The organism is Pseudoalteromonas sp. B62, from assembly GCF_037162565.1.
In the GTDB taxonomy this organism is placed as follows: domain Bacteria; phylum Pseudomonadota; class Gammaproteobacteria; order Enterobacterales; family Alteromonadaceae; genus Pseudoalteromonas; species Pseudoalteromonas fuliginea.
The window spans coordinates 1,696,833-1,718,996 of sequence record NZ_JARLVB010000002.1; the positions used below are offsets into that span (position 1 = coordinate 1,696,833).

At 37.9% G+C, this 22,164-nt stretch carries 17 protein-coding genes and 4 pseudogenes; 9 read left to right on the top strand and 12 right to left on the bottom strand.

Going from position 1 to position 22,164, the window contains the following annotated elements; translation table 11 throughout:
• Positions 1-22: 22 nt before the first annotated feature.
• The 4 genes and pseudogenes from P4S71_RS12140 (at position 23) to lpxC (ending at position 4,282) form a co-directional block, all read left to right on the top strand.
• Positions 23-769 (top strand): annotated as a pseudogene (locus tag P4S71_RS12140) (cell division protein FtsQ/DivIB).
• A complete protein-coding gene (gene ftsA / locus P4S71_RS12145) occupies positions 766-1,998 on the top strand; it encodes a cell division protein FtsA (protein ID WP_033023600.1) in 1,233 nt (410 codons plus the stop codon). Before P4S71_RS12140 ends, ftsA begins: the two are co-directional and overlap by 4 nt.
• 21 nt (positions 1,999-2,019) lie before the next feature.
• Positions 2,020-3,264 carry a cell division protein FtsZ gene (gene ftsZ, locus P4S71_RS12150; protein ID WP_007376971.1) on the top strand — a complete coding sequence of 415 codons (1,245 nt, stop codon included), beginning with the start codon at positions 2,020-2,022 and terminating at the stop codon, positions 3,262-3,264.
• A 106-nt stretch (positions 3,265-3,370) separates the two neighbouring features.
• A complete protein-coding gene (lpxC, locus tag P4S71_RS12155; protein ID WP_007376970.1) occupies positions 3,371-4,282 on the top strand; it encodes a UDP-3-O-acyl-N-acetylglucosamine deacetylase in 912 nt (303 codons plus the stop codon).
• Between the two features lie 77 nt (positions 4,283-4,359).
• On the opposite strand, the gene yjjG is transcribed toward lpxC, so the two are convergent.
• The 3 genes from yjjG to P4S71_RS12170 form a co-directional block, all read right to left on the bottom strand.
• Entirely contained in the window at positions 4,360-5,037 is a 678-nt protein-coding gene (gene yjjG / locus P4S71_RS12160) for a pyrimidine 5'-nucleotidase (RefSeq protein WP_337119854.1), read from the bottom strand.
• 13 nt (positions 5,038-5,050) lie between these two features.
• Complete coding sequence (gene yjjX, locus P4S71_RS12165; RefSeq protein WP_096792501.1) at positions 5,051-5,596, bottom strand: inosine/xanthosine triphosphatase; 546 nt, start codon at positions 5,594-5,596, stop codon at positions 5,051-5,053.
• Positions 5,597-5,660: 64 nt separating this feature from the next.
• On the bottom strand, positions 5,661-6,560 hold the full coding sequence (locus P4S71_RS12170; RefSeq protein WP_007376967.1) for a phosphoribulokinase: 900 nt from the start codon (positions 6,558-6,560) through the stop codon (positions 5,661-5,663).
• Positions 6,561-6,717: 157 nt separating this feature from the next.
• Here P4S71_RS12170 and P4S71_RS12175 point away from each other — a divergent pair.
• Together P4S71_RS12175 and P4S71_RS12180 are read left to right on the top strand one after the other, a co-directional pair.
• Positions 6,718-7,592 (top strand): annotated as a pseudogene (locus tag P4S71_RS12175) (hypothetical protein).
• A 75-nt stretch (positions 7,593-7,667) separates the two neighbouring features.
• Complete coding sequence (locus P4S71_RS12180; protein WP_007376965.1) at positions 7,668-8,033, top strand: hypothetical protein; 366 nt, start codon at positions 7,668-7,670, stop codon at positions 8,031-8,033.
• A gap of 94 nt (positions 8,034-8,127) precedes the next feature.
• Here P4S71_RS12180 and P4S71_RS12185 read toward each other — a convergent pair whose 3' ends face one another.
• From P4S71_RS12185 to P4S71_RS12205, 5 genes are all read right to left on the bottom strand, one after another.
• On the bottom strand, positions 8,128-10,701 hold the full coding sequence (locus P4S71_RS12185) for a M1 family metallopeptidase (RefSeq protein WP_337150759.1): 2,574 nt from the start codon (positions 10,699-10,701) through the stop codon (positions 8,128-8,130).
• A 148-nt stretch (positions 10,702-10,849) separates the two neighbouring features.
• Positions 10,850-11,530, bottom strand: a complete 681-nt coding sequence (locus tag P4S71_RS12190; protein ID WP_033029922.1) for a hypothetical protein — start codon at positions 11,528-11,530, stop codon at positions 10,850-10,852.
• Between the two features lie 147 nt (positions 11,531-11,677).
• Positions 11,678-12,028, bottom strand: coding sequence for a DUF2750 domain-containing protein (locus tag P4S71_RS12195; protein WP_007376962.1), 351 nt, complete (start codon positions 12,026-12,028; stop codon positions 11,678-11,680).
• A gap of 851 nt (positions 12,029-12,879) precedes the next feature.
• Positions 12,880-13,161, bottom strand: a complete 282-nt coding sequence (locus P4S71_RS12200) for a peptidylprolyl isomerase (RefSeq protein ID WP_007376961.1) — start codon at positions 13,159-13,161, stop codon at positions 12,880-12,882.
• 86 nt (positions 13,162-13,247) lie between these two features.
• Entirely contained in the window at positions 13,248-13,781 is a 534-nt protein-coding gene (locus P4S71_RS12205; RefSeq protein WP_337151623.1) for a glutathione peroxidase, read from the bottom strand.
• A gap of 121 nt (positions 13,782-13,902) precedes the next feature.
• Here P4S71_RS12205 and P4S71_RS12210 point away from each other — a divergent pair, with 121 nt between their 5' ends.
• The 3 genes from P4S71_RS12210 to P4S71_RS12220 all read left to right on the top strand — a co-directional run bounded on the left by P4S71_RS12210 (position 13,903) and on the right by P4S71_RS12220 (position 17,674).
• The gene (locus tag P4S71_RS12210) at positions 13,903-14,391 is read left to right on the top strand and encodes a GNAT family N-acetyltransferase (RefSeq protein WP_096794072.1); all 489 of its coding nucleotides are present in this window, start codon (positions 13,903-13,905) and stop codon (positions 14,389-14,391) included.
• A 119-nt stretch (positions 14,392-14,510) separates the two neighbouring features.
• Positions 14,511-16,490, top strand: coding sequence for an ATP-binding protein (locus P4S71_RS12215; protein WP_096792505.1), 1,980 nt, complete (start codon positions 14,511-14,513; stop codon positions 16,488-16,490).
• A gap of 56 nt (positions 16,491-16,546) precedes the next feature.
• Positions 16,547-17,674, top strand: a complete 1,128-nt coding sequence (locus tag P4S71_RS12220) for a response regulator (protein WP_096794073.1) — start codon at positions 16,547-16,549, stop codon at positions 17,672-17,674.
• Positions 17,675-17,873: 199 nt separating this feature from the next.
• Here P4S71_RS12220 and queG read toward each other — a convergent pair.
• From queG to P4S71_RS12240, 4 genes and pseudogenes are all read right to left on the bottom strand, one after another.
• Positions 17,874-19,006, bottom strand: a pseudogene (queG, locus tag P4S71_RS12225) (tRNA epoxyqueuosine(34) reductase QueG).
• 238 nt (positions 19,007-19,244) lie between these two features.
• A complete protein-coding gene (locus P4S71_RS12230; RefSeq protein WP_007376955.1) occupies positions 19,245-20,462 on the bottom strand; it encodes a methyl-accepting chemotaxis protein in 1,218 nt (405 codons plus the stop codon).
• Between the two features lie 60 nt (positions 20,463-20,522).
• Positions 20,523-21,227: a glycerophosphodiester phosphodiesterase gene (locus P4S71_RS12235; protein WP_096792506.1), complete on the bottom strand. Its 705-nt coding sequence runs from the start codon at positions 21,225-21,227 to the stop codon at positions 20,523-20,525.
• Positions 21,224-22,089, bottom strand: a pseudogene (locus P4S71_RS12240) (DMT family transporter). The gene P4S71_RS12235 and the pseudogene P4S71_RS12240 overlap by 4 nt, the downstream one beginning before the upstream one ends.
• Between the last annotated feature and the right edge of the window lie 75 nt (positions 22,090-22,164).

Here is a 22,164-nt window from a genome sequence, read left to right on the forward strand (position 1 = left end):
CCTTTTAGAAAAAGCTCAGAAAATCAAACAGCAACTAAATTGGTCGCTCATTTTTGGTGTGAGCTTTTTCTAATTGTTGTGATTGGCTTAATACAGATCACGGCGGGGATTTCGCATTGGTTAGTTGAAAATAAAGATGCTCAAATTAAGCATTTAACAGTGCAAGGGCATCCTAAGTACACTGATGAAACGGCAATAATAAAAGCAATAAAAAGAGCCGATTTAAGTAGTTTTTGAACTTGATGTAAAACATGTGCAACAACTGGTGCAAGATTTACCTTGGGTTGCGACAGTATCAGTACGTAAACAATGGCCAGATACTTTGCAAGTATATGTTGTTGAGCATGATGCTGTGGCACATTGGAATAGTGATTTATTACTAAATCAAAAAGGTGAAGCTTTTCAGGCTAGTAGCGATAAACTAAATGCAGATTTACCGCAATTATTCGGGCCAGAAGGCAGTGAACAAGAAGCATGGTTAGCTTTTAAACAGTTTGATGAAATGCTTAAAGTAAATGCGTTAACATTAAATAGTTTAGCGTTGTCTGAGCGTTTTTCATGGCAACTGTGGTTAGATAATGGTGTACGTTTAAATTTAGGGCGTAAAGATAAAGCTAAGCGAGTTCAGCGCTTTATAGATGTTTACCCTAGAATGGAACATCCTGAAAATGCACAGATAGATACAATCGATTTACGGTATGATACCGGCCTTGCAGTAAGCTTTAAGCCGATGCAAGAAGAACAATTACAAAATAAGAGTAAGGCATGACTAAGTCAGCAGAAAGAAACCTCGTGATTGGATTAGATGTTGGTACCTCGAAAGTGGTTGCCACGGTAGGTGAAATCACCGCAGATAACAAACTCAGTATTGTTGGTGTGGGCAGCCAAGTGTCTCGTGGTATGGATAAAGGCGGCGTTAACGATTTAAACTTGGTATCTGAGTCTATTCGACGAGCTATAGACGAAGCTGAGTTAATGGCTGATTGTCGTATTAGTTCTGTGTACCTTGGTATCTCTGGTAAGCATATTCAGTGCCAGAACGAGAGTGGTGTGGTTGCTATTAACAACACTGAAGTGACCGATGAAGATATTGAAAATGTCATCCATATTGCACGTTCTGTGCCTATCTCGGCAGAGCGTAAAATGCTGCATGCATTGCCGCAAGAATACAGTATTGATATGCAAGAGGGCATTAAAAACCCACTTGGTATGAGTGGTGTTCGTATGGAAGCGCGAGCACATATCATTACTTGCTCAAACGATATGGCAAAAAACATTGAAAAATGTGTAGAACGTTGTGGTCTTGAAGTCGATCAACTTATCTTTACCGCACTAGCATCATGTTATTCTGTATTAACGGATGACGAAAAAGAGCTAGGTGTTGCAGTACTTGATATTGGTGGCGGTACTATGGATATCACTATTTATATTAATGGTGCACTTCGCCATTCTGCCGTTATTCCTGTTGCTGGTAATCAGGTTACAGGTGATATTGCAAAAATATTTCGTACACCTATATCACATGCAGAGTCACTCAAAGTACAATACGCATGTGCTAGTAGCCAAATGGCAAGTAGCGAAGACACAATTGAAGTACCAAGTGTTGGCGGACGACCAGCAAGATTGATGTCACGCCATACATTGTCAGAGGTAGTAGAACCTCGTTTTAGAGAATTATTTGAGCTTGCGATGGAAGAGATTCGTCGTTCTGGTTTAGAAGATCAAATTGCTGCAGGCCTCGTTGTTACTGGTGGTACTGCTAAGATGACTGGTGCAATGGAAGTGGCAGAAGACATTTTCCAAATGCCAGTTAGAATAGGAAAACCAATTGGGATAGTTGGTTTGACAGACTATGTAGATGATCCCTCGTACGCAACTGCTGTTGGTTTGTTACAATACGGACGTACAATGCAATCGATGAATGCACAAAAGTCGAAAGCAGAAGGGAACAATAATTTATGGAACCGTGTTACAAAATGGTTTCAAGGCGAGTTTTAATGCTCAAGTCGGAGAGTAAATATGTTTGATATAATGGAACAACACAGCGAAGAAGCTGTCATAAAAGTGATAGGCGTGGGCGGCGGCGGCGGTAACGCTGTTGAGCACATGGTAAAACAACAGATTGAAGGTGTACGCTTTATTGCTGCTAATACGGATGCACAGGCATTACGTAACTCTGCTGCCGATATTACAGTTCAATTAGGCACGCAAATAACCTCAGGGTTAGGTGCGGGCGCAAATCCTGAAGTAGGCCGTAAATCGGCTGAAGAAGACGCCGATACAATTCGTGCCAGCCTTGAAGGCGCCGACATGGTATTCATAGCTGCAGGTATGGGCGGTGGTACAGGTACAGGTGCAGCACCGGTTGTTGCTAAAATTGCTAAAGAGCTCGGTATTTTAACAGTTGCAGTTGTAACACGTCCTTTTGATTTTGAAGGTAAAAAACGTGCAGCCGCCGCCGATCAAGGCATTAATGAATTGTCAGAAATTGTAGATTCGCTTATTACAATTCCGAACAATAAATTACTTAAGGTTTTAGGAAAAGGGACTACTCTTCTAGATGCCTTCGCTAAAGCTAATGACGTATTATTTGGTGCGGTACAGGGTATAGCAGAGCTAATTACACGTTCTGGTTTAATTAACGTGGATTTCGCCGATGTACGTACAGTAATGTCTGCAATGGGTACTGCAATGATGGGAACGGCGTCTGCGTCAGGTCCTGATCGTGCACAGGAGGCTGCAGAAGCGGCTATCTCAAGCCCACTACTAGAAGACGTTGATTTAACAGGTGCTAAAGGCATCTTGGTTAATATTACCGCCGGTATGGACATTGCGATTGAAGAATTTGAAATTGTTGGCAATCACGTTAAAGCACTTGCGTCAGAAAACGCAACGGTTGTTGTTGGTGCGGTAATCGACCCAGAAATGACTGATGAGCTACGTGTAACGGTTGTTGCAACAGGTTTAGGCGGTGATCGTCGTCCACAGTTTGGTATTGTTGATAATGGCTTTAAAAAGGCATCAGGATCTGATGTTGCAAGCACATCAAACCAAGCAAGTAGTATGTACGTACCAAGCTTTGCAAGCCAAGACACAAACACTGAAGAAAATGCTGCTAAAGCACAAACGCAAAGCAAAGAAAAAGCGCCTTCAACGAGTTCAAGTAGTTCGAGCTCTTCAGCGCAAAGCGGTAAAAAAGCGGATAAATCAGAAGGCGGTGATTATTTTGATATTCCAGCTTTTTTACGTAAGCAGGCAGATTAACATTTAATAATACTTTTGTTTGAAATATGTACAAATATTGAAAGGCAAAAGGATTTATGTTAAACTCCGCCGTCTAACTGTAACTGATTTAAAAGTGAGCGAACCTATGATTAAACAGCGTACGATTGCAGAAATAGTCAAAGCCATAGGAATTGGACTTCATAAAGGTGAGAAGGTCACAATAACTCTCCGACCTGCGAGCGCAAATACTGGGATTGTATTTCGTCGTGTCGACCTTGATCCGGTTGTTGATTTTGAAACAACACCTGAAGCCGTTGGTGATACGCAATTGTGTACTTGTTTAATTAACAAAGATGGCGTTCGCTTATCGACTACTGAGCACCTTATTGCAGCCGTTGCTGCAATGGGCATTGATAATCTAATTGTAGAATTAGACAGCTCAGAAGTGCCGATTATGGATGGTAGTGCATTACCATTCATATATCTGTTACAAAAAGGCGGAATTGAAGAGCAAAATGTTGCTAAACGCTTTATTCGTATTAAAGAAAAAGTACGTATTGAAGAAGGTGATAAATGGGCTGAAGTTGAACCTTATGATGGTTTTCATATCGACTTTGAGATTGCGTTTAACCACCCTGCTATCAACGAAAGTCGCCAACGTATAGGGTTAGATATAACAACGCAAAGCTTTATTGAAGAAATTAGCCGTGCGCGTACTTTTGGATTTATGAAAGATATTGAATACATGCATGCAAACAACCTAGCACTAGGTGGTAGTATGGATAGTGCTGTGGTACTTGATGAATTCAAAGTTTTAAATCCTAATGGTTTACGTTATAGCGACGAGTTTGTTAAGCACAAGATATTAGACTGTGTTGGTGACATGTTTATGACAGGTCATAACCTTTTAGGTAAAGTAACCGCATTTAAATCGGGTCATGATTTAAATAATAAATTACTTCGTAAAATTATGGCTACAGAGTCAGCATGGGAATGGGCAACATTTGAAACGCCCGTGACGATGCCTGCACCCGGTCTTGAGTTAGCTCCAGCCTAAAAGCAATAAAAGTACAGTTCGCAAACAGTTATAAAAAATGACGCTAATTAGCGTCATTTTTTTGCGTAAAATTTACTTTATTGCAATTCTAAAATAGCTTGTAACTGATTTAAATGAGTTACGGTATAGGTTGGTTTTATTCCGTCGGGTAATTGCTCACCAGGGTGTTGTAACCAGCAAGTATCAATACCTGCATTGTTGCCGCCAAGTATGTCACTTGCTGCGGTGTCACCGACCATAAGTATCTCGCTTTTATTTGGGTTACCCATTAGCTCAAATGTGTGTTCAAAAATCGCTTTATTCGGTTTTGCTATGCCAACAAGCTCAGATATAACCAACCATTCAAACATATCTTTTAAACCAGTGTGTTCTAAACGTACTGTTTGTAGGCGGGCAAATCCGTTAGTAATAATACCTAATCGAGCATTTGGCTTAAGCTTATTTAAAAGTTCTATAGCGCCAGGTAATGGCTCGCAAATTTGCGCCATAGCATCTAAAAAAGCATCGTTCAGCTCTTTTGCTGGCACATTTAGCTTTGCAGCCCATTCATTAAAGCGAGTTACTTGTAAGTAATCAGCAGTTATAGAACCGTTTTGATAATCAACCCACAGCTGCTTATTGGTTTTTTGATAATGAATATAATCGTCTTGGCTAAAATCTACGTTGTAAGCTTTAAACATGCGAGTCATGCCCGCTAAAATATCAAACCTAAATAAGGTTTCGTCTGCGTCAAACAATACATAGCTGTATTTCATTAAACTTCCTAAATTAATTTGTTTGGCTGTATAGCTCAGAGTGTAAAAATGGCGCCATAGCTAAAGTGAGTGCTTGTGTATATGTACTTTCACGCGTGGCATGATTGTTTGTAAGTAGTCCAATAGCGCCCCCTTTTTGCTTAATATTGGTGGTATTGAATGCCTTGTCCATTACATCGCCAAGCTCTTCACCTTTAAGTAATGCATTATAAAGTACTTGAGGCAAGGGTAGGTTACTGCTGCGCCCTACAACTTGATTTAAGGCATTATCAATAATTACATAGGCAAAGGTTGCTGGGCCATAGCTAAACTGCTCTGCACCGCCTTCCATTGCCACGTAATAGTGAGCTTGGTGATGTTCTTTGCAGTAATCAACGCGGTTTTGCGCGCCAATGCGTGTTTCGTCTTCGCCAATAGGTTGATCGGGCACATTGGATGGTGCATCAACACCTTGGCAATCAATTTCATGGTCAGGGAAATACATTGCAAAAATATATTTAGCCGCGTTAATTTTTACAGGGTTTTTAGAACCCACAATAATTTTTAATGAGTACAACACAATGTCCCTTATTGTTACTAAAAATCAACAGTGTACGTGAGAGAGCTCAACCTTAGAAGAGGAGTTAAATAGGTATATCCAGAGGTGCTAAGTTTTCCAGTGCACGCTTTTTCAAAATAATATCTTTAATTAGTGGAGTAAGCACCAGCTCCATTGCTAAGCCCATTTTGCCACCAGGTACTACAAGCGTATTTATACGAGACATAAAACTGCCTTCGATCATGCGTAAATAATAAGGAAAATCAACATCATCAATACCTCTAAAGCGAATAACTACAAAGCTTTCATCAAGCGATGGAATATCTTTAGCGCTAAATGGATTTGAAGTATCAACGGTCGGCACTCGTTGGAAATTTATATGAGTTCGAGAAAACTGTGGCGTGATGTGATTAATGTAATCATCCATACTACGGACAATTGAGTCCATAACAGCCTCACGTGAATGACCTCTCTCAGAGGTATCGCGTATCAGTTTTTGAATCCACTCAAGGTTAATAATAGGCACCATGCCTATTAATAAATCAACATGCTTAGCAACGTCTACATCTTGATCGACTACACCACCGTGTAAACCTTCATAAAATAAAATATCAGTATTATGCTCAAGCTCTTGCCAAGGAGTAAAGGTGCCCGGTAACTGATTGTACGGAACTGCTTCATCAAATGTATGTAAATAGCGGCGTAATTTACCTTGCCCAGTTTCACCATAATGATTAAATAAAGTTTCGAGGGCACCAAAATCATTGGCTTCTCGGCCAAAGTAACTTATGTGCTTACCTTCTTGCTGTGCTTCGCGTACTTTTTTATCCATTTCAGGGCGAGTGTAACGATGAAAGCTATCCCCTTCGATAAAAGCCGCTTCAATATTAAGGCTACGAAAAATATGTTTAATTGCATTGGTTGTGGTGGTTGTGCCTGCACCAGACGAACCCGTAATCGCAATAATAGGATTTTTAGCTGACATGTTAATTCTCTTTTTTAGGAGCCGATTTTATAACCAGACTAAACTTAACATTATTTTAAGTCGTTTGGGTATCTTAAGAGTTGACTGACTTAGCTCAAGTGACGCCATCAGCAAATAACGTTATCATGAGGTGCTTAAAATTAAAACGAGAGAAAGCATGAAACTTATTAAACCATTACTTGGATTATTTTCTATAGCAGCGCTTAGCACAATTGTGGTGCAGGCTAGCATGCCAAAAAGCCAAGTATTACTTGCTGATTTAAATACGCCTTATGGCTTACAAGTTAGTATTGTGAGTGATAAAAACAGTTATAACAACCAGCCACATTTAACAAATACAGGTTTATACTTTACTCATGAAGTAATTACTGATGAGCAAAGCCAAACCGATATTGCTTATTATGACTTAACATCAAAACAAATCAGCAATATAACTAATTCTCCAGTAAGCGAATATTCACCAACGGTTATGCCAAGTGGTGATGCGATATCAGCGATTGTTGTAGAAGCTGACGGTAAGCAAAAATTGTGGCAATACCTACTCAAAAATGAAGATGCGCCAAGTCGTATTTTTGATTGGATTGAACCTGTTGGGTACCATGCATGGGGTGTTCAAAATGATTTAGTGATGTTCATTTTAGGAAAGCCTCATACTCTTCAATATACTTCAGTTGCACAAGCGAAGGGGAAATAGCAGCCAGTAATATTGGGCGAACGCTTATTTATAACAACTCAATGGCTGCATTTTTATTTAGTTACACTAAAAACGAGCAACACATTTTAGCGAGTTTCAATCCACAAGATAAACAAGTTGAAGACCTATTAAGGTTACCGGCTCAAGTTCAAGATTTTATTTTAAAAGATAATACGACCATTGCTTATGCTATTAAAAACCGCGTTTATCAGCGTAAACTTGATGGAAGTGATGAAGTATCGCAATGGCTTAATTTAAGCACCTACTGCGAAAAAAATATCACAAGAATGAGTTACAACAATGAAAAACTCGCTTTTGTATGTGATATAACAAAGTAAAATAGACAAATAAATTCAGATTTTATTGTGTGTATGCGTTAATCTAATACGCAAATTAACTAATAGGGATTACACGTGGCTTATAGTGCAGACGAGCTGACAGAACAGCTTATTAAATTACAGTGCAGAAGTAATTTTAAGATTAAAAATATTGCAGAGTACATGTTAGTAAACTCTAAAGAAGCATTTTATACCCACAGCGAAAGCGGCAAGGGTAAAATAGTAATTCGGCCCGCATTTGAAGTATTTAGCGATGACTTTAATGATATTGATGGCGTAACACGTGCGCAAGGGTATTTTCATAGCAGTGAGATGACACGCTTTCCTACGCGCATTTTTAAAAGCGCTCAACCTATTCATTATGGTGTTGCGTTTAAAATAAACTCTGAGCAAGCAGCCAAAGATTTTATAGCTAAACTTACGATGATTATTGGTAATTAATAAAGCAAAAATATAAACGTAAACATAAACGTAAAAAGCCGCTGAATTTATATTCAGCGGCTTTTGTATTTTTATAGCTCAATAAACCTAATAATTACTTACTTTTTAAGAAGCTATTAACCGATTCAAGTTCACGTGTTTTAAGCGCGATACAATCGTTTGTGCTTTCTTCAAGCTTACTTAATGTGCGCGCGTAGCCTGCTACATCAGCTACTTTTTCGTTAAAGAAGGTTTTTGTTGTCGCTAAGCTTTCTGCATCACAGCTTGCAGTTGTAAAGTACGGCAAGTTAGGAATAAAGAACGGCGGTAAACTTGCTGTTACTTTATCGTAGTTACTGTAAACCCAGTCAATAAATAACGCTTGGCGCTCATCTGTATAACTTTGACCTGACAAAATAGTACGCATGTCAGATGCAGTTACTTCATCCGTTAAGCTATAAGCTAATACCGCTTTTTGTAATTCAGGTTTGCCAAAAAAGCCCATAGCTGCAAGCATGTTTGTGCGTACTTGTGGATCTTTCGTTGTTTTAAACGTTGTCATGAATTGATCAAGCAGCGCTTTGTCACCATGAAAAGCAGCAAGAGTTAAGTACGTACCGGCTAAGTAAGGGTCTACTTTTTGTGGATCATTTAAATAAACTTGTGTTTGTTCTTTCGCTTTACTGATTACGTTTTGATCTTCACCATCAAAACCTAAGCGTGATACAACGGCCGCACGAAGCTGTGCGATAGCACCGTCTTCACCCGCTTTTGCTTCTAAACCATATTTTTTAGCAGCAGGCGTTACTGCACCGCGAATAAATTCAGGCCATAGGTCTTTATTGCTGTCGTCTTTAAAAGTGCGCTGTTGCGATACTAAGTAACCTAGTGCGGTATTTGCTACGCGAGGGTGGCTATCGCTTACGAACACTTCGAGGGTTTGCATTAACTTAGCAGCAGATATAACACCAGCATCAAGTAGCGCATCAGTAGCTGATAGTAACGCTAAGCGTTCACGGTCACTCAGTACGCTTGGCGCTTTTTTAATAAGTGCGCTAAATTGTGCATCATCCATTACCCAACGGTAGTAGCCTAGAGCACCTTGGTCTGGATAAATCCACTCTGGTTCAAAGTCTAAATCTAGCGTTTGGCTTTGCTTATTAAGTAATACGTTTGCTGTTTTTACTTTATCGCCAGCGCCATATTTAATTGCAACAGGTACATTCCATAATTGCTCTGGTGCATCAACGCCTGCATTTACAAAACGGCTTTGTGAAATAGTTACTTTACTACCTTGCTGATCTACTTTAACCAGCGGAAAAGAAGATTGCTCAATAAACGACTTTAAAACACTCGCTACGTCTTTATTTGATGCTTTACCAAGTGCTTCCCACAAATCGGCTGCTTCAGCATTTTTATATGAAAACTCTTTTAAGTAGCTTTGAATACCTTTTTGAAATGCGTCTTCGCCAATCCAGTTTTCAACCATGGCAAGTACTGAGCTGCCTTTACTGTAAGCAAGACCTAAACCGTCCATAATGTCGGCTTCGGTTTTAATTGGCTTACGAATAGGCTTGGTACTTAGTCGTGCATCAAGTGCCATTACGTTGTTTTGTGGCAGGTCTAAGTGCGATTCAAACTCAGGGTTAAGCTGCTTAGTAATTTTTGCAGCCATCCAGCTAGCAAATGCTTCGTTTAACCATAAGTCGTTCCACCACTTCATGGTTACTAAGTTACCGTACCATTGGTGAGCAAGTTCGTGAGCTATAATTGATACATTACGCTGTTTTTTACTGCGTGTTGCTGCAGCTAAATCAACTAATAAAATATCTTCTCGGTAGGTTACTAAGCCGGAGTTTTCCATTGCGCCAAATGGAAACTCTGGTACCGCTACTGAGTCTAATTTTTTGTAAACGTAAGGAATACCAAAATACGCTTCAAGTGCGCCCAGTACTTTTGGCATGTTTTCTTTTGCGTATTGGGCTAAGTGAATCTTACCTTGTGGGGTAATTAAACGACCAGGAATTGGCATACCTTTTATTTCTAATTCTTCAAACGGGCCAACAGTCATAGCGACTAAGTATGAAGGAATTGGCGGCGTTTTATCAAAGTAGTGTGTGGTCATATCGCCATTAACGATTGCTTTAAGCTCAGGCGTATTTGAATATACTTTTTGTGATGTAGGCGCAGTAATCGTTAACTGAAATGGAATTTTATAGCTAGGTTCATCAAAAACAGGAAACGCACGACGCGCGTCGCTCATTTCAAACTGAGTAAATAAATAAGGCGTACCTTGGTCTAGCGTTTTGTACAAGCCTACGCTTTGGCGATTATATGGCGCTGAAAAATCAACTTTAAGCGTGTATTTACCTGGTTGAATTTGCTCATCACAACTAAATTTAACTTTGCCTGTTTTAAGCATTTCGTTGTTTAAATCACAGTTTTCGTCGCCAAGCAGTTGCGCCATTTTAACAGCGTAAGCAACGCCATTTAGCTCAATGTATTTTGTTAGTTTTAGTACTTCTAGGGAAATCTCTGTCATCCCTGTGAATGTATCTTGGCTTGGGTCGAGTATTAGCGATACTTTTTGCGAGCTTGGTTTTGCGAGTTTTTCGATAACAAATTCGTTAGCGTTTGCAGCATTCATTGCCAGCGCAACGCTCACAGTTAAGAGGCTTTTGAGAAACATAATGATCCCTAGATTGTTGTTGTTAGAAATTACCCTAAATAGGCTTTTTTATGCGTATATAATTAGGGATGTGGATATCCTAACAGCTTTTTTAAATAGAGTAATTGATTATAACAGTGACTTTAAGGGGAAATAGTAACAAAGTTTGTCAGTGACTTTCACGTGTTATAAAACGTTGCCAGTGCAGGTGTGAGTTAATAGTACGTATTTTTTGGATCACGTTATTTAATAAAAGCACGTCGTTAAATTCATCACATGAATATTCGTTAAAGCCCATTAAATAATTAAAGGCGTCTTTCGAGTTAGCCTGCAGAGCATGTATACGAACTTGTTGCTCAAAGTTGAGGCGTAAGCTGCTTATTGCTGTTTTCATGCCGAGTTGATCAACATTTGGTATATCACACTTTTGTAAATAGCCAGCTCGCTCACCTTCACCTGAAAACCAAATACGCACTTTTTCACTGTACCTGCCAGTTTTTGCGGGCAAGTCGAACATCAATCGGTGTTGATTTTGCGATTTAATAAACGCTATATATTCATTAAGACCATAATTTATAAGCGCTTTGTGTACAGGGACTAAGCGGGGCTTTATTTTTCCGTGAGTATGAAAACTAAAACATAAAATATTTTGTTTAAAGATTAGATCATCAAGTGTTAAGTAACCAATTTCGTCACTGTAAGCACCACTATAATATGAAATTAAGGGCAGCCAAAAGTGCCAATGTTTTGGTTGCTCGCGGATAACTTTAACATCACCGTATATATATCCATTATAAAGTGTATGCAGCTCCATAGCTGAAAAAGGGCGACGGCCAAGATGGGTTTTCAACGCAATACCTTGAAAATAATGACGTGTTATATTTTATACTCAAACCACAGTAAGATGCGAGTGTCGTTGAGGTTAAAATCAATTAAACCCAACGATCAGCGGGACTCGTTGGGTTTCAGTAACTTTATAATAAGCTACGCTATCTGTTTATTCGCTTAATGCGCGAGCTAGACCAACAGGTTCAATTTCCACACATACTTGGTCATCATTCCAATTAATACCAACTAGTGCGTTATCTTCGCTTAAATCTTCAACCCAAGCATCTAAAAACTCGTCAAGATTAATTTCTACAGGGCTGTAGTCTTTCCATTCTTCTTTACATTGTGCCTTAGCAGCTTCTTCGCTTTCCCAAAGTAGTAATACGTCAGTTTCGTCAAATTGATTTGAATCACATACTACAAAGCCATTATCTTCTGCACCTAGCGCCCAAATTACTTCGCTAACACGTACTTTTTCTACAAAGTTAACTAGTTGTGATTCAATTTCGATATCGCTCATGTGTTTACCTTTTTAATTAGTGACTAGGATTAGTATCTATAGCTGCTTGGCGTTGGTTATATTACTTATGAAAAGCAATAAATTACGAATGTTGGCAAAAATGAGTCAACAAACGAAAGCAAATCCAATCAAGCGGGCAGTATAAACTGATGTTGAAGCATTCACAGCCTTTAAATTCACCATCAGTTAAATGGGCAGTTAAATAGTTTAATGTTTCAACAATATGTTCGTTTTATGAAATTAAAGCGTAAGTAACCTGAGTTCTGGATAATAAATCTACCCCAAGCAGTTATTTTTTAACGCTAACTGCGTTGAACTTACTTGTAATAGGCCCGCTATTAACGCGTAAACTTGCCTGGTTTTCACTGAAAACCTCTGGCTATGGCCTGTTTATCTTTCGAGGTTAAACATGAGCTGCCCGTAAGGTTCTGTCTAGAGCTATTTACTCTTTGTTGCTCGGTTTTTTTACTTAGCCCACTAGGTTATAAAACTCACGCTGCGATTAAATAGCTCTTAGAGAACAATAAATTTAAATACCATTATGGTTCAATATATTAGTAAAAATTTTTGCCTAGTTCTAGCGCAGTTTCCTTATCGTTAAATAGACTCAATATATAATACCAATTCGCTTAATTAAATAATCTATTTTGAAGTAAGAAAATCGTGTCGATAACAAGGAAAAAATTTCGTTATTTGTTCTATGTCAGAAGTTTTTAACGTAGTTAGCGTCAGATTTAATATCTCAGATTGATTAAGTATTATTGCGGGTTGGTATAAGAAAGTTGGTATTAATTGCTCATTAAAAAAGCCGCAAAAGCGGCTTTTAGAAGTTTTACTTACAATGCAAAAATTTATTCTGAACGGCTAGTAACTTCAAGTAAATGATAACCAAATTGTGTTTGTACTGGGCCTTGTACTTGGTTAATAGGCGCAGAAAACACCACTTTATCAAATTCTGGTACCATCATGCCCGGTCCAAACTCGCCAAGGGCGCCGCCATCTTGACCTGAAGGACAGTTAGAGTGGTTTTTTGCTAATTCAGCAAAATCTTCACCTTGTTCAATTTTTGTTTTTAAGTCTAAGCATTGTGCTTCGCTATCTACTAATATGTGTCGTGCGCTTGCCACTGTCATAAAATCTCCCGCTTATTTATGTGGTGTTTTTTTAACCTAATGAAATGTCATTCTAGTTAGTTTCAACTAATTGTACCAGTATAAACTTAATTATTAGAAAGTGTATTTTCAATTGCCGTAATCATCTTTTCTGAGTCAGGTGACACTTTGCTGTTAAACCGTAAAATTGTTTTGCGATCTGCAGATACTAGGTATTTATAAAAATTCCAATTAGGGGAACTAGTTTGCTCATTTAGGTGTTTAAAAATAGGATTGGCATCACTGCCTCGTACTTCACTGGTAGCAAACATAGGAAAAGTAACCCCATAATTAATAAAGCAGACTTTAGCTGTCGCTTTTTCATCATTTTCTTCTTGAAAGAAATCGTCAGAAGGAAACCCTAAGACAACTAACCCCTGACTTTTATATTGTTTATAAAGTGCTTCTAAGCCTTTAAATTGAGGTGTGAAACCGCAGTTACTGGCTGTATTAACGATCAATAAAGGCTTATTTTTAAACTGACATAAGTTGATTGACTCTTCAGAACGTAACTTACGTATATTGACGTTAGTAAAATCTTGGCATGTTGTGGCCACGTGCTTATCAATTGATTCTGTTTGAGCATGAAGTGGTGTATTTATTAATAAAACCCCTAAACCGAGTAATATTTTTTTAGCATAGCTAACGACCTAAACTTTACGATTGTTTGAGTGGATGATCATACGCTAATATGGAGAAAATTGATCAACCATGCAATCTATTATGACAACCCGTTTAGCAACTATAAATGATCTTAGCGAAATCGTAGCAATTTACAACGAGACTATAGCTGGTCGAATGGTGACTGCTGACACTGAAGAAGTCACCGTTGAAGAAAAGCGTGAGTGGTTTAATAGCCATACACAAAAAAGACCTATTTATGTTTACTGTGAGAATAACAAAATACTCGCATGGCTTAGTTATAAATCATTTTATGGTCGCCCAGCTTACGATGGCACTGTTGAAATGAGCATATATATTACCGCAAAAGCACAAGGTAAAGGGCTTGGCAAAAAGTTGATGAAATTTGCACAAACCCAAGCTAAACAACTCAATATACGCGTATTGCTAGGATTTATTTTTAGCCACAACTTACCAAGTGTAAATCTATTTAAACATTTTGGCTTCGATGTTTGGGGAGAGTTACCCAATGTCGCTATGATGGATAGTAAGCTTTATAGCCTTACTATTTTCGGAAAACATGTAGAATAAAGTTCGTATCTCTTTTAGGTAAAAAATCTTATGAAATAACGCTAAGAACCTATGCTAACTAAACAATAATAGGCTACGCTATTAATATATTAAGTTAATTATTTTTAAAGTGTAGCTTGATGATTCGGAAAATATTAATAGTAGACAGCAGCACTATTATCGCAATGCGAGTAAAAGTACTTTTAGAGTTAATTGGATGTGAGGTTGAATTAATTCATTTTTCTATGCTCGATATGCATATAAATGCTGATGCGTATGATTTAATTATAGTGGCACATGGAGTACCTGTTATTTCTATTGAACCGTTGATTGCTAAGGTCTCACAATCACGGTTTATGTTGCTTGCTCCAAAAGCTGAAAATGGTGAACAACTAAACGCATTTAGTGAGCTTAATCATGCTGTTGCTAATGCAACTGTAGTTTACCCATTTTTTTCTAATAAGGAGATAACTTCTCTACTTGAGAGTTTATTAGAGCTTGGCTCTAACCATATTCTTCAATTACCCACTATTTTACTGGTTGATCATATACCTGAGCGTCTTGAAAAAATGAAAAGCAGCTTAGTAGGCGCTCATATAAACACCTACACCGCGACAAATTTAGATGAAGTATTGGCAATATCCGTTGATACTAAAATTGATATATTAATTAGTGATTTTAGTTTTGGTGATGTAACTGGGTTAGGTATATTTTCTAGCCTAAAATTAAAGCAGCCACATTGTAGGTGTTTACTTTTTACGTCACGCCCTGATCAAGTGTCCATGATTGAGGCTATTCGTGAGGGAGTTGAAGATGTACTTATTAAACCCCTTAACGATAGTATTCTTTTGCAGTCGGTCCATAAGCTATGGCAAACCGAATTATTGAAACGACATAATGCAGAGTTAGTAGAAAGGCTTCAAGACACCGTAGATGCGCTTATTGAAAAGGATAGCTTATTACAAGTTATTTATAAGCATACACCCGATGCAATTATGTTATTTGAGCGCGGTGGTAAAGTTATCGAAGCGAATGATGCTTGCTTAAAGCTATTTGATTTACCGTTTAATGAATTAGAAAGTAAGTCTCTTTTTGATTTTTTAGATGTTGATTCAAGCGCAGGAATTAAAGATAAAATTTTGACTTTAAATAGTAATCGACAGTTTAGTTGCGATTTACGTTTAACAAAAACACTAGGGGGTTATATACCTCTTGTGGGATCTTTTAATGAAATAGATCACCATGGTGAAATTGCGCTGGCAGTTATTTTTAAAAATGTAACGCACTTAAAACAAAAAGAAGAGTTGCTACTTGAAGCAAAAGATATTTTAGAAGAACAAGTTAGAGCGCGTACCTCACAGTTAGAGCACGCTAAAAATGTGGCTGAAGCCGCCAATTTAAGTAAATCAGAATTTTTAGCAAACATGTCTCACGAACTTCGTACACCAATGCATTCAATTTTAAGCTTTTCTCGTTTTGGCTTAAATAAATTAGAGGTTGGTGATTTTGCGGAAGAAAAATTATTTAAGTACTTGTCTCGAATTGAATCCAGTGGAGAACGGTTACTTTCATTACTTAATAATTTACTGGATCTATCCAAGCTTGATGTGGGTAAATTTCCTTTCAATCCTAGAACACATAATTTAGCTAATATCATTAGAACGAGTATTGATGATGTCGCTGGAACTGCAATGGAAAAAGAGATTGAAATCATTTTTTCAGTGCAGTCTAACCCGGTAGTCGCTCTGTGTGATGAGGAACAAATTAATCAATTAATGTGTAATTTATTAGGTAACGCATTAAAGTTTAGTGAGCCAAAAAGTAAAATTAAAGTGGAATTGGCATCTGAGAACGAGTTTGCAGTAATAGCCGTTATCGATAATGGTATTGGTATACCTGAGGATGAACTTGAAGACATTTTCACTAAATTTGTACAAAGCAGTAAAACCAATAGCGGAGCTGGTGGAACAGGGTTAGGCCTTGCATTATGTAGGGAGTTTGTTTCTTTGCATCAAGGTAATATTACAGCCTTAAATAACACTAATGGCGGCGCTACTATTTGTATACAAATACCACTTAAAATAAACCTAGACGAACACTTAGCACTGCAAAGCAGTTAATTTTTTAAACAAGTGTTTGAAGTAGCATATTTAGAATTTAAATGGATGATGAAACGATGGCTTTAACAAAAATACTCGCAGTGGATGACGAACCCTTTAATCTTGAAATTATAGAAGAGATTCTGGAGGACCTCGATTTTGAATTAAAGGTAGCCGTTAGCGGTCCAGAGTGCTTGAGTATGGTAGAGGACTATATGCCTCAGGTTATATTACTGGATGTGAGTATGCCACAAATGAATGGTTACGAAGTCTGTAAGAGCCTTAAATCCAACCCAAATACCGCGCATATAATTGTGATGTTTGTATCAGCAAGGGGGACGGTTGAGGAACGTATGGAAGGTTACTCTGTTGGTGCAGAAGATTATATTGTTAAACCGTTTGGGCATGACGAACTCAAGTCTAAATTAAATAATTTGAATCAAGTGTTGGTAGAGAAAGAGAGTCTTGAAAAACAAGTTGAAGATGCAACTTCTACAGCATTTAATGCGATGGCTAATAGTAGTGAAATGGGGCAAATAGTTAATTATGTTGAAAATATTGGTTTTATAAATGATCCCCAAAGTTTAGGAAAAGCGCTCATAGATTGTCTACAGTCTTTTAATTTGCAAAGTAACGTAGAGTTTCGATATGCGAATGTTATAGAGCATTTTGCGTTACATGGGGTTTGTTCACCGATTGTTATTGAACTATTTGAAATGCTTAAAAGTAAAGGTCGGTTGCACGAATTTTCACATCGAATTTTGGTTAACTACGAATACATAAGCTTACTGGTTTTAAATATGCCGGATCATGATCCAGATAAGCATGGACGAATTCGTGACCACGTATGTTTTATTGTCAGTGTTACAGAGCAGCAATTACGAGCAATAATGACCAAAAGAATACTTGTATCCCAACAAGAACGACTAAATACGGTCGCAAATTCCGTACATAGTAAATTTCATAGTTTAATTGGCTTACTTAACGATAATCGTAAAAATAACGAAAGAGTTTTTAAGCAACTACAAGAAGATCTTGAAGTGCGAATACCAACAATGGGATTAGATGAGGACCAAGAGGTTTTTATTTACAAAAAAGTAGATGAAACAATTCAAAATTCAATTGCAAGAGAGGAGTCAGTTCAAGAAGTTAAAGGATCTTTTGCTGAGATTGAACAAGACCTGTCATTACTTTTAAAGAGCTAAGTAACCTGAGGACTGGATAATAAATCTATCTTAAGCAGTTTGTTCAGCACTGACTGGGTTGAATTTACTAAAATCTCTGGCTAGAGAAAATAAGTTTAAATATATTTATTATTCAAAATGTTAGTAAATCTCTTAACCAGAGTTCAGGTTAAATATACTTAACTAAATAATGTTACTTTAAAGGCTTACACCAACTGCATTATGCATCTCTGGGTAAGCCTTTTTCTACAATTCTGATTAACCTAGCTGTTTTACGAAGCGCTACTCGTTGTTTATCATTTTGTTGGGAAAGTGCCCATTCAATATGCTCTAAAACAAGTTCACTGCATATTTGGCTTTTGTCTTCTAAGGCATAAATAATAGCGGGACTAAATTGTGCATTACCTAACCCTATTGCTAAGTTACGTAACCAACGTTCGTGACCAATACGGCGAATAGGACTGCCTTCGGTATTTTTTAAAAAAGTAGCTTCATCCCAAGCAAACAACTCAAGTAAATCTTTGTCTTTTAATTGAGTGCGCGGGTGAAAATCGTTTTCGTCAGTAATTTGGCCATAACGATTCCAAGGGCATACTAACTGACAATCATCGCAGCCATAAATTCTATTACCCAATAAAGTCCTGTATTGCTCTGGAATGGGCCCTTGGTGCTCTATTGTTAAGTACGATATGCATTTACGTGCGTCAACGACATAAGGCTCTACAATTGCGCCTGTTGGGCAAAGAGTGATGCAGGCAACGCATTTACCGCAGCCTTCAAAGGTGTTTTCGGCGTCTATTGGCAGTGGTAAATCAATAAATAGCTCGCCTAAAAAAACCACGATCCTGCTTCTTGATTAATTAACAAAGAATGCTTACCACGCCAACCTAAACCCGCTTTCTCGGCGAGTTGACGTTCAAGTACTGGGGCTGAATCTACAAAGGGTCTAAAGCCATATTCACCAATTTCTTGTTCTATTTTTTGGCCGAGTTTTTTTAATCGATTACGCATTAATTTATGATAATCACGGCCCAGTGCGTATCGGCTTATATATGCTTTTTCTTTATTTTTTAAGGTTTTTGCAAAGCCAGCATCGGGTGGGAGGTAATTCATTTTTACTGATATTACACGCTGTGTGCCAGGTACTAATTCAGCTGGGCGAGCGCGTTTCATGCCGTGTGAAGCCATGTAGTCCATTGAACCATGAAAGCCAGCATCAAGCCAACGTTGCAGTTGAGCCTCGTGCTTACTTAGGTCAATATCGGTAATACCCACTTCGCTAAAGCCAAGCTCTTGTCCCCAGGTTTTTATTTGCAGGGCTAATTTTTCATAGTCTGGGGTTGGGTTGCTCACACACTTTACACACTTAAATTAATAGCTGCGTAATTTACCATATTTACTAGGGCTTGTTTATCTTTCGGGTTGAATTTAAAGCAGTGAGTTTGGTTTTTAAGTAAGGCAAAGCTATGTTGTATGGTTGTTCCCCATAAATAGTCGATAACGCAGCATAGATGCCTGCCATGCGCTGTCTCTAGGTAGAAAAATTTTAATCCTAAAAGGCCAACAGGCTCTAATAAGTTAAAACGTTTTGTTAAAGTACAAAACGTTTTAACTGTTGTTGAGTTTGTAAGCTTAGCTGCTGAGAGTTTTCGCTATCGGCCACAGCAGTGTCGATTAATTGCTTAGCTTGCTCACCTAGCTCTACAATTTGCTCAACAGATTGATGAGTTTGAGTTTGTGTTTGCTCAAGCAGATGCACGGCACTGGCTATTTGCTTCAATTGTTGCTGATTTTGCTCAAATTCATTAAGCATCTTGCTAAACCCGTCAGACGTTGCACTAATTGCACTTTGTGCACTATTAGAGTGGGTGATCAGTTGCTCTGACTCTTTATTTGTTTCGTTTACTAGCTCATTCATTTGGGTAATAAAATCACTAATTTGTCTTGTTGCGCCACTTACCTTTATAGAAAGCGTACGGACTTCATCGGCAACTACAGCAAAGCCTCGTCCAGCTTCACCTGCTCGGGCTGCTTCTATTGCAGCGTTGAGTGCTAATAAGTTGGTTTGATCTGAAAACTCTTCAACCATTTTTAAAATACTACGTATATTTTCACTGTTTTCTTTTAAACCTGCGACCGTATTTGAAAAACTACCTAGCATATTAGTGATTAATTTAACTTGTTCGACAAGCGCTGAAAGCTCTTTAGCTGAGAGTTTTACAAAGTTTAGATGTTCATTATTAACGTTATGGACACTGTCGGTATTAATGACTATGTTTTGTAAGCTTTGCGTTATTTGCATACTCGCATTAATTATACTGTGGCTTAAATGTATTTGTTGCTCGCTTGAGTTGTCCGTATTTTTCATTGATTCGGTAACGGCTTTATTACTATTGGCACTGGCTTCAGCGCTACTGTAAGTTGTATTTAGTAGTTCGCCTAAGTGAGTGGTGAAAGTGTTGTATTGGGTACTTAAATCTCTAAATTCATCATACGAAAAATGCGGAAGTTTTGCGGCTAAATTAGCATCTTGTTGGTTTATTTTTATTAGTGTATCGCGCATCGCGGTAATAGGGCGCACGATTAAAAAACGCATATACGAAAGTGTAAAACCAAATCCCATAACAATTACTAGTGTTAAAAGCCAAAATAGCTCTGTACTTTGTTGTTCGCTAAGGCTTTGGTACAACCAAAACAGAGTGATGGCTTGAAATAGGAATACAAAACTTAGATTGCCTACAATTTTACGTGTTAATGTGAAAAAGAAGGTCTGCTCGATGTAATTATAAATTTTCATGTAGCTACTCATTTTACTGAAACCTTTATGGTATTAGTGCTCTTACGTTCTATGTAAGGAGTATAGATGTGTTTAACTATGATCTAACGATAGTAAGTATGCTTTAGTTTGTGCTGGGTAGTTGGTAAAAATCCCATCTAAACCATATTCGAGCATTAGTGCTATATCTTGCTCTTTGTCTACCGTGTAGGCATAAATTTTTAGTCCGCGTTGCTTTGCATCATTAGCAAATGCTTTATTAACAAAATTTTTATCTACATGCACACTATAGGCATTTAAATCTTCAGCAAATTTTGCATAGCTTATAGGTATAGAAGACGTTAGTACGCCTATTTTCAACCATGGTAAACGGTTTTTAAGCCACAGTAATTGATGGTGATCAAACGATGATACTAAAACATTGGTACGTGATATTTTTCCCATACTTATATTGTATTCAAGTTGAGTCGCAAGTTTTTCAAGTTCAAAAGTATGCTTAAGCTCTAGGTTGAGTAATGTTTTATCGTTATTCCAATCTAATAACTGCTGTAAGTTAGGTACAGACTCACCATTTCCCGCGTCAAGCTTGGCTATTGTTACAGCGTCAAATTCATTGACCTTACCTGTGCCATTAGTCGTTCTATCAAGCCATGAATCGTGGATTAACATGTAATCATCAATAGCACTTTGTATATCTACTTCAATGCCATCTACACCTATTTTTAGCGCTTCTAAAATAGCACTTTTAGTGTTTTCTGGGAAATGTCCGCTTGCGCCTCTGTGTGCAAATACTTTCATTTACGTGCCTTTTTTGTGATTGACCAAGTTTCAAAGCAGGCGGCACTAACAATTAATGTGCCACCTATTAGTGTCATTGCTGATGGGCGTTCATGTATTATAATAATCGCTAATAGTGTGCCATAAAGAGGTTGAAGGCAAGAAATGAGCCCAGCAGTAGCAGCAGATAAATGTTTTAAACTGGCTGCAAATAGTGAATGAGGCGTAGCTGTAAATATTACCCCTGCAATCAAAATTAATAACAAATCATGGTTACTTATTTCATACACAGGTACTTTTATAAATGCACATAGCATAAGGCTTGCAACCAAGGTTTGATAAAACATAGTTTGTGGGCCACCGTATTGGCTAAAGTAACGTTTGTGAGTGATGTTTCTTATTGAAAAAAAGAATGCTGACACTACGCCTGTTATCACTCCAAGAGTTACGTCGTCACCTAAACTGGCAGTAGGGACAAGAAGGTAAATACCTAATATAACCACCGCTGCACTAAGTATATCTTTAGCTTTGGGTTTACTCTTATTAAATAAAGGCTCTAAAAATACAGTAATTACTGGATAACTAAAAAATGCGAGCATCCCAATTGTTATACCCGCCATTTGCATACCAGCAAAGTAGGTAACCCAATGTATACCTACCGCCACACCGAGCAATATAGCCATTAAATAATCTTTAGGTTTATTAAGCTTAATAGGTTTTTTTGCATACTTAGCAAAAACCAAATCGCAATGCCAGCAACTGTGGTTCTATAGACGGTTATATCAAGTGCATTTAAGCCAATGAGCTTTGCAAATAGAGCGGTTCCGCCAAAAAGTAATACGGCAATATGTAAATAAAGCAGGCTTTGCTGTTGGGGTTGCATTGAGTTTCCTTGTTATGCTTTTTAGCATATTAGCATCGGTTCATAGGTTGGATCTTAAGAAAACTTGAAGTTGAA

What these genes read in the sequence shown, in the direction of transcription:
- ftsA (WP_033023600.1), top strand. Translation starts at nt 766, where the DNA reads ATGACTAAGTCAGCAGAAAGAAACCTCGTGATTGGATTAGATGTTGGT.
- ftsZ (WP_007376971.1), top strand. Translation starts at nt 2,020, where the DNA reads ATGTTTGATATAATGGAACAACACAGCGAAGAAGCTGTCATAAAAGTG.
- lpxC (WP_007376970.1), top strand. Translation starts at nt 3,371, where the DNA reads ATGATTAAACAGCGTACGATTGCAGAAATAGTCAAAGCCATAGGAATT.
- yjjG (WP_337119854.1), bottom strand. Translation starts at nt 5,037, where the DNA reads ATGAAATACAGCTATGTATTGTTTGACGCAGACGAAACCTTATTTAGG.
- P4S71_RS12170 (WP_007376967.1), bottom strand. Translation starts at nt 6,560, where the DNA reads ATGTCAGCTAAAAATCCTATTATTGCGATTACGGGTTCGTCTGGTGCA.
- P4S71_RS12185 (WP_337150759.1), bottom strand. Translation starts at nt 10,701, where the DNA reads ATGTTTCTCAAAAGCCTCTTAACTGTGAGCGTTGCGCTGGCAATGAAT.
- P4S71_RS12195 (WP_007376962.1), bottom strand. Translation starts at nt 12,028, where the DNA reads ATGAGCGATATCGAAATTGAATCACAACTAGTTAACTTTGTAGAAAAA.
- P4S71_RS12200 (WP_007376961.1), bottom strand. Translation starts at nt 13,161, where the DNA reads ATGACAGTGGCAAGCGCACGACACATATTAGTAGATAGCGAAGCACAA.
- P4S71_RS12210 (WP_096794072.1), top strand. Translation starts at nt 13,903, where the DNA reads ATGACAACCCGTTTAGCAACTATAAATGATCTTAGCGAAATCGTAGCA.
- P4S71_RS12215 (WP_096792505.1), top strand. Translation starts at nt 14,511, where the DNA reads ATGATTCGGAAAATATTAATAGTAGACAGCAGCACTATTATCGCAATG.
- P4S71_RS12220 (WP_096794073.1), top strand. Translation starts at nt 16,547, where the DNA reads ATGGCTTTAACAAAAATACTCGCAGTGGATGACGAACCCTTTAATCTT.
- P4S71_RS12230 (WP_007376955.1), bottom strand. Translation starts at nt 20,462, where the DNA reads ATGAGTAGCTACATGAAAATTTATAATTACATCGAGCAGACCTTCTTT.
- P4S71_RS12235 (WP_096792506.1), bottom strand. Translation starts at nt 21,227, where the DNA reads ATGAAAGTATTTGCACACAGAGGCGCAAGCGGACATTTCCCAGAAAAC.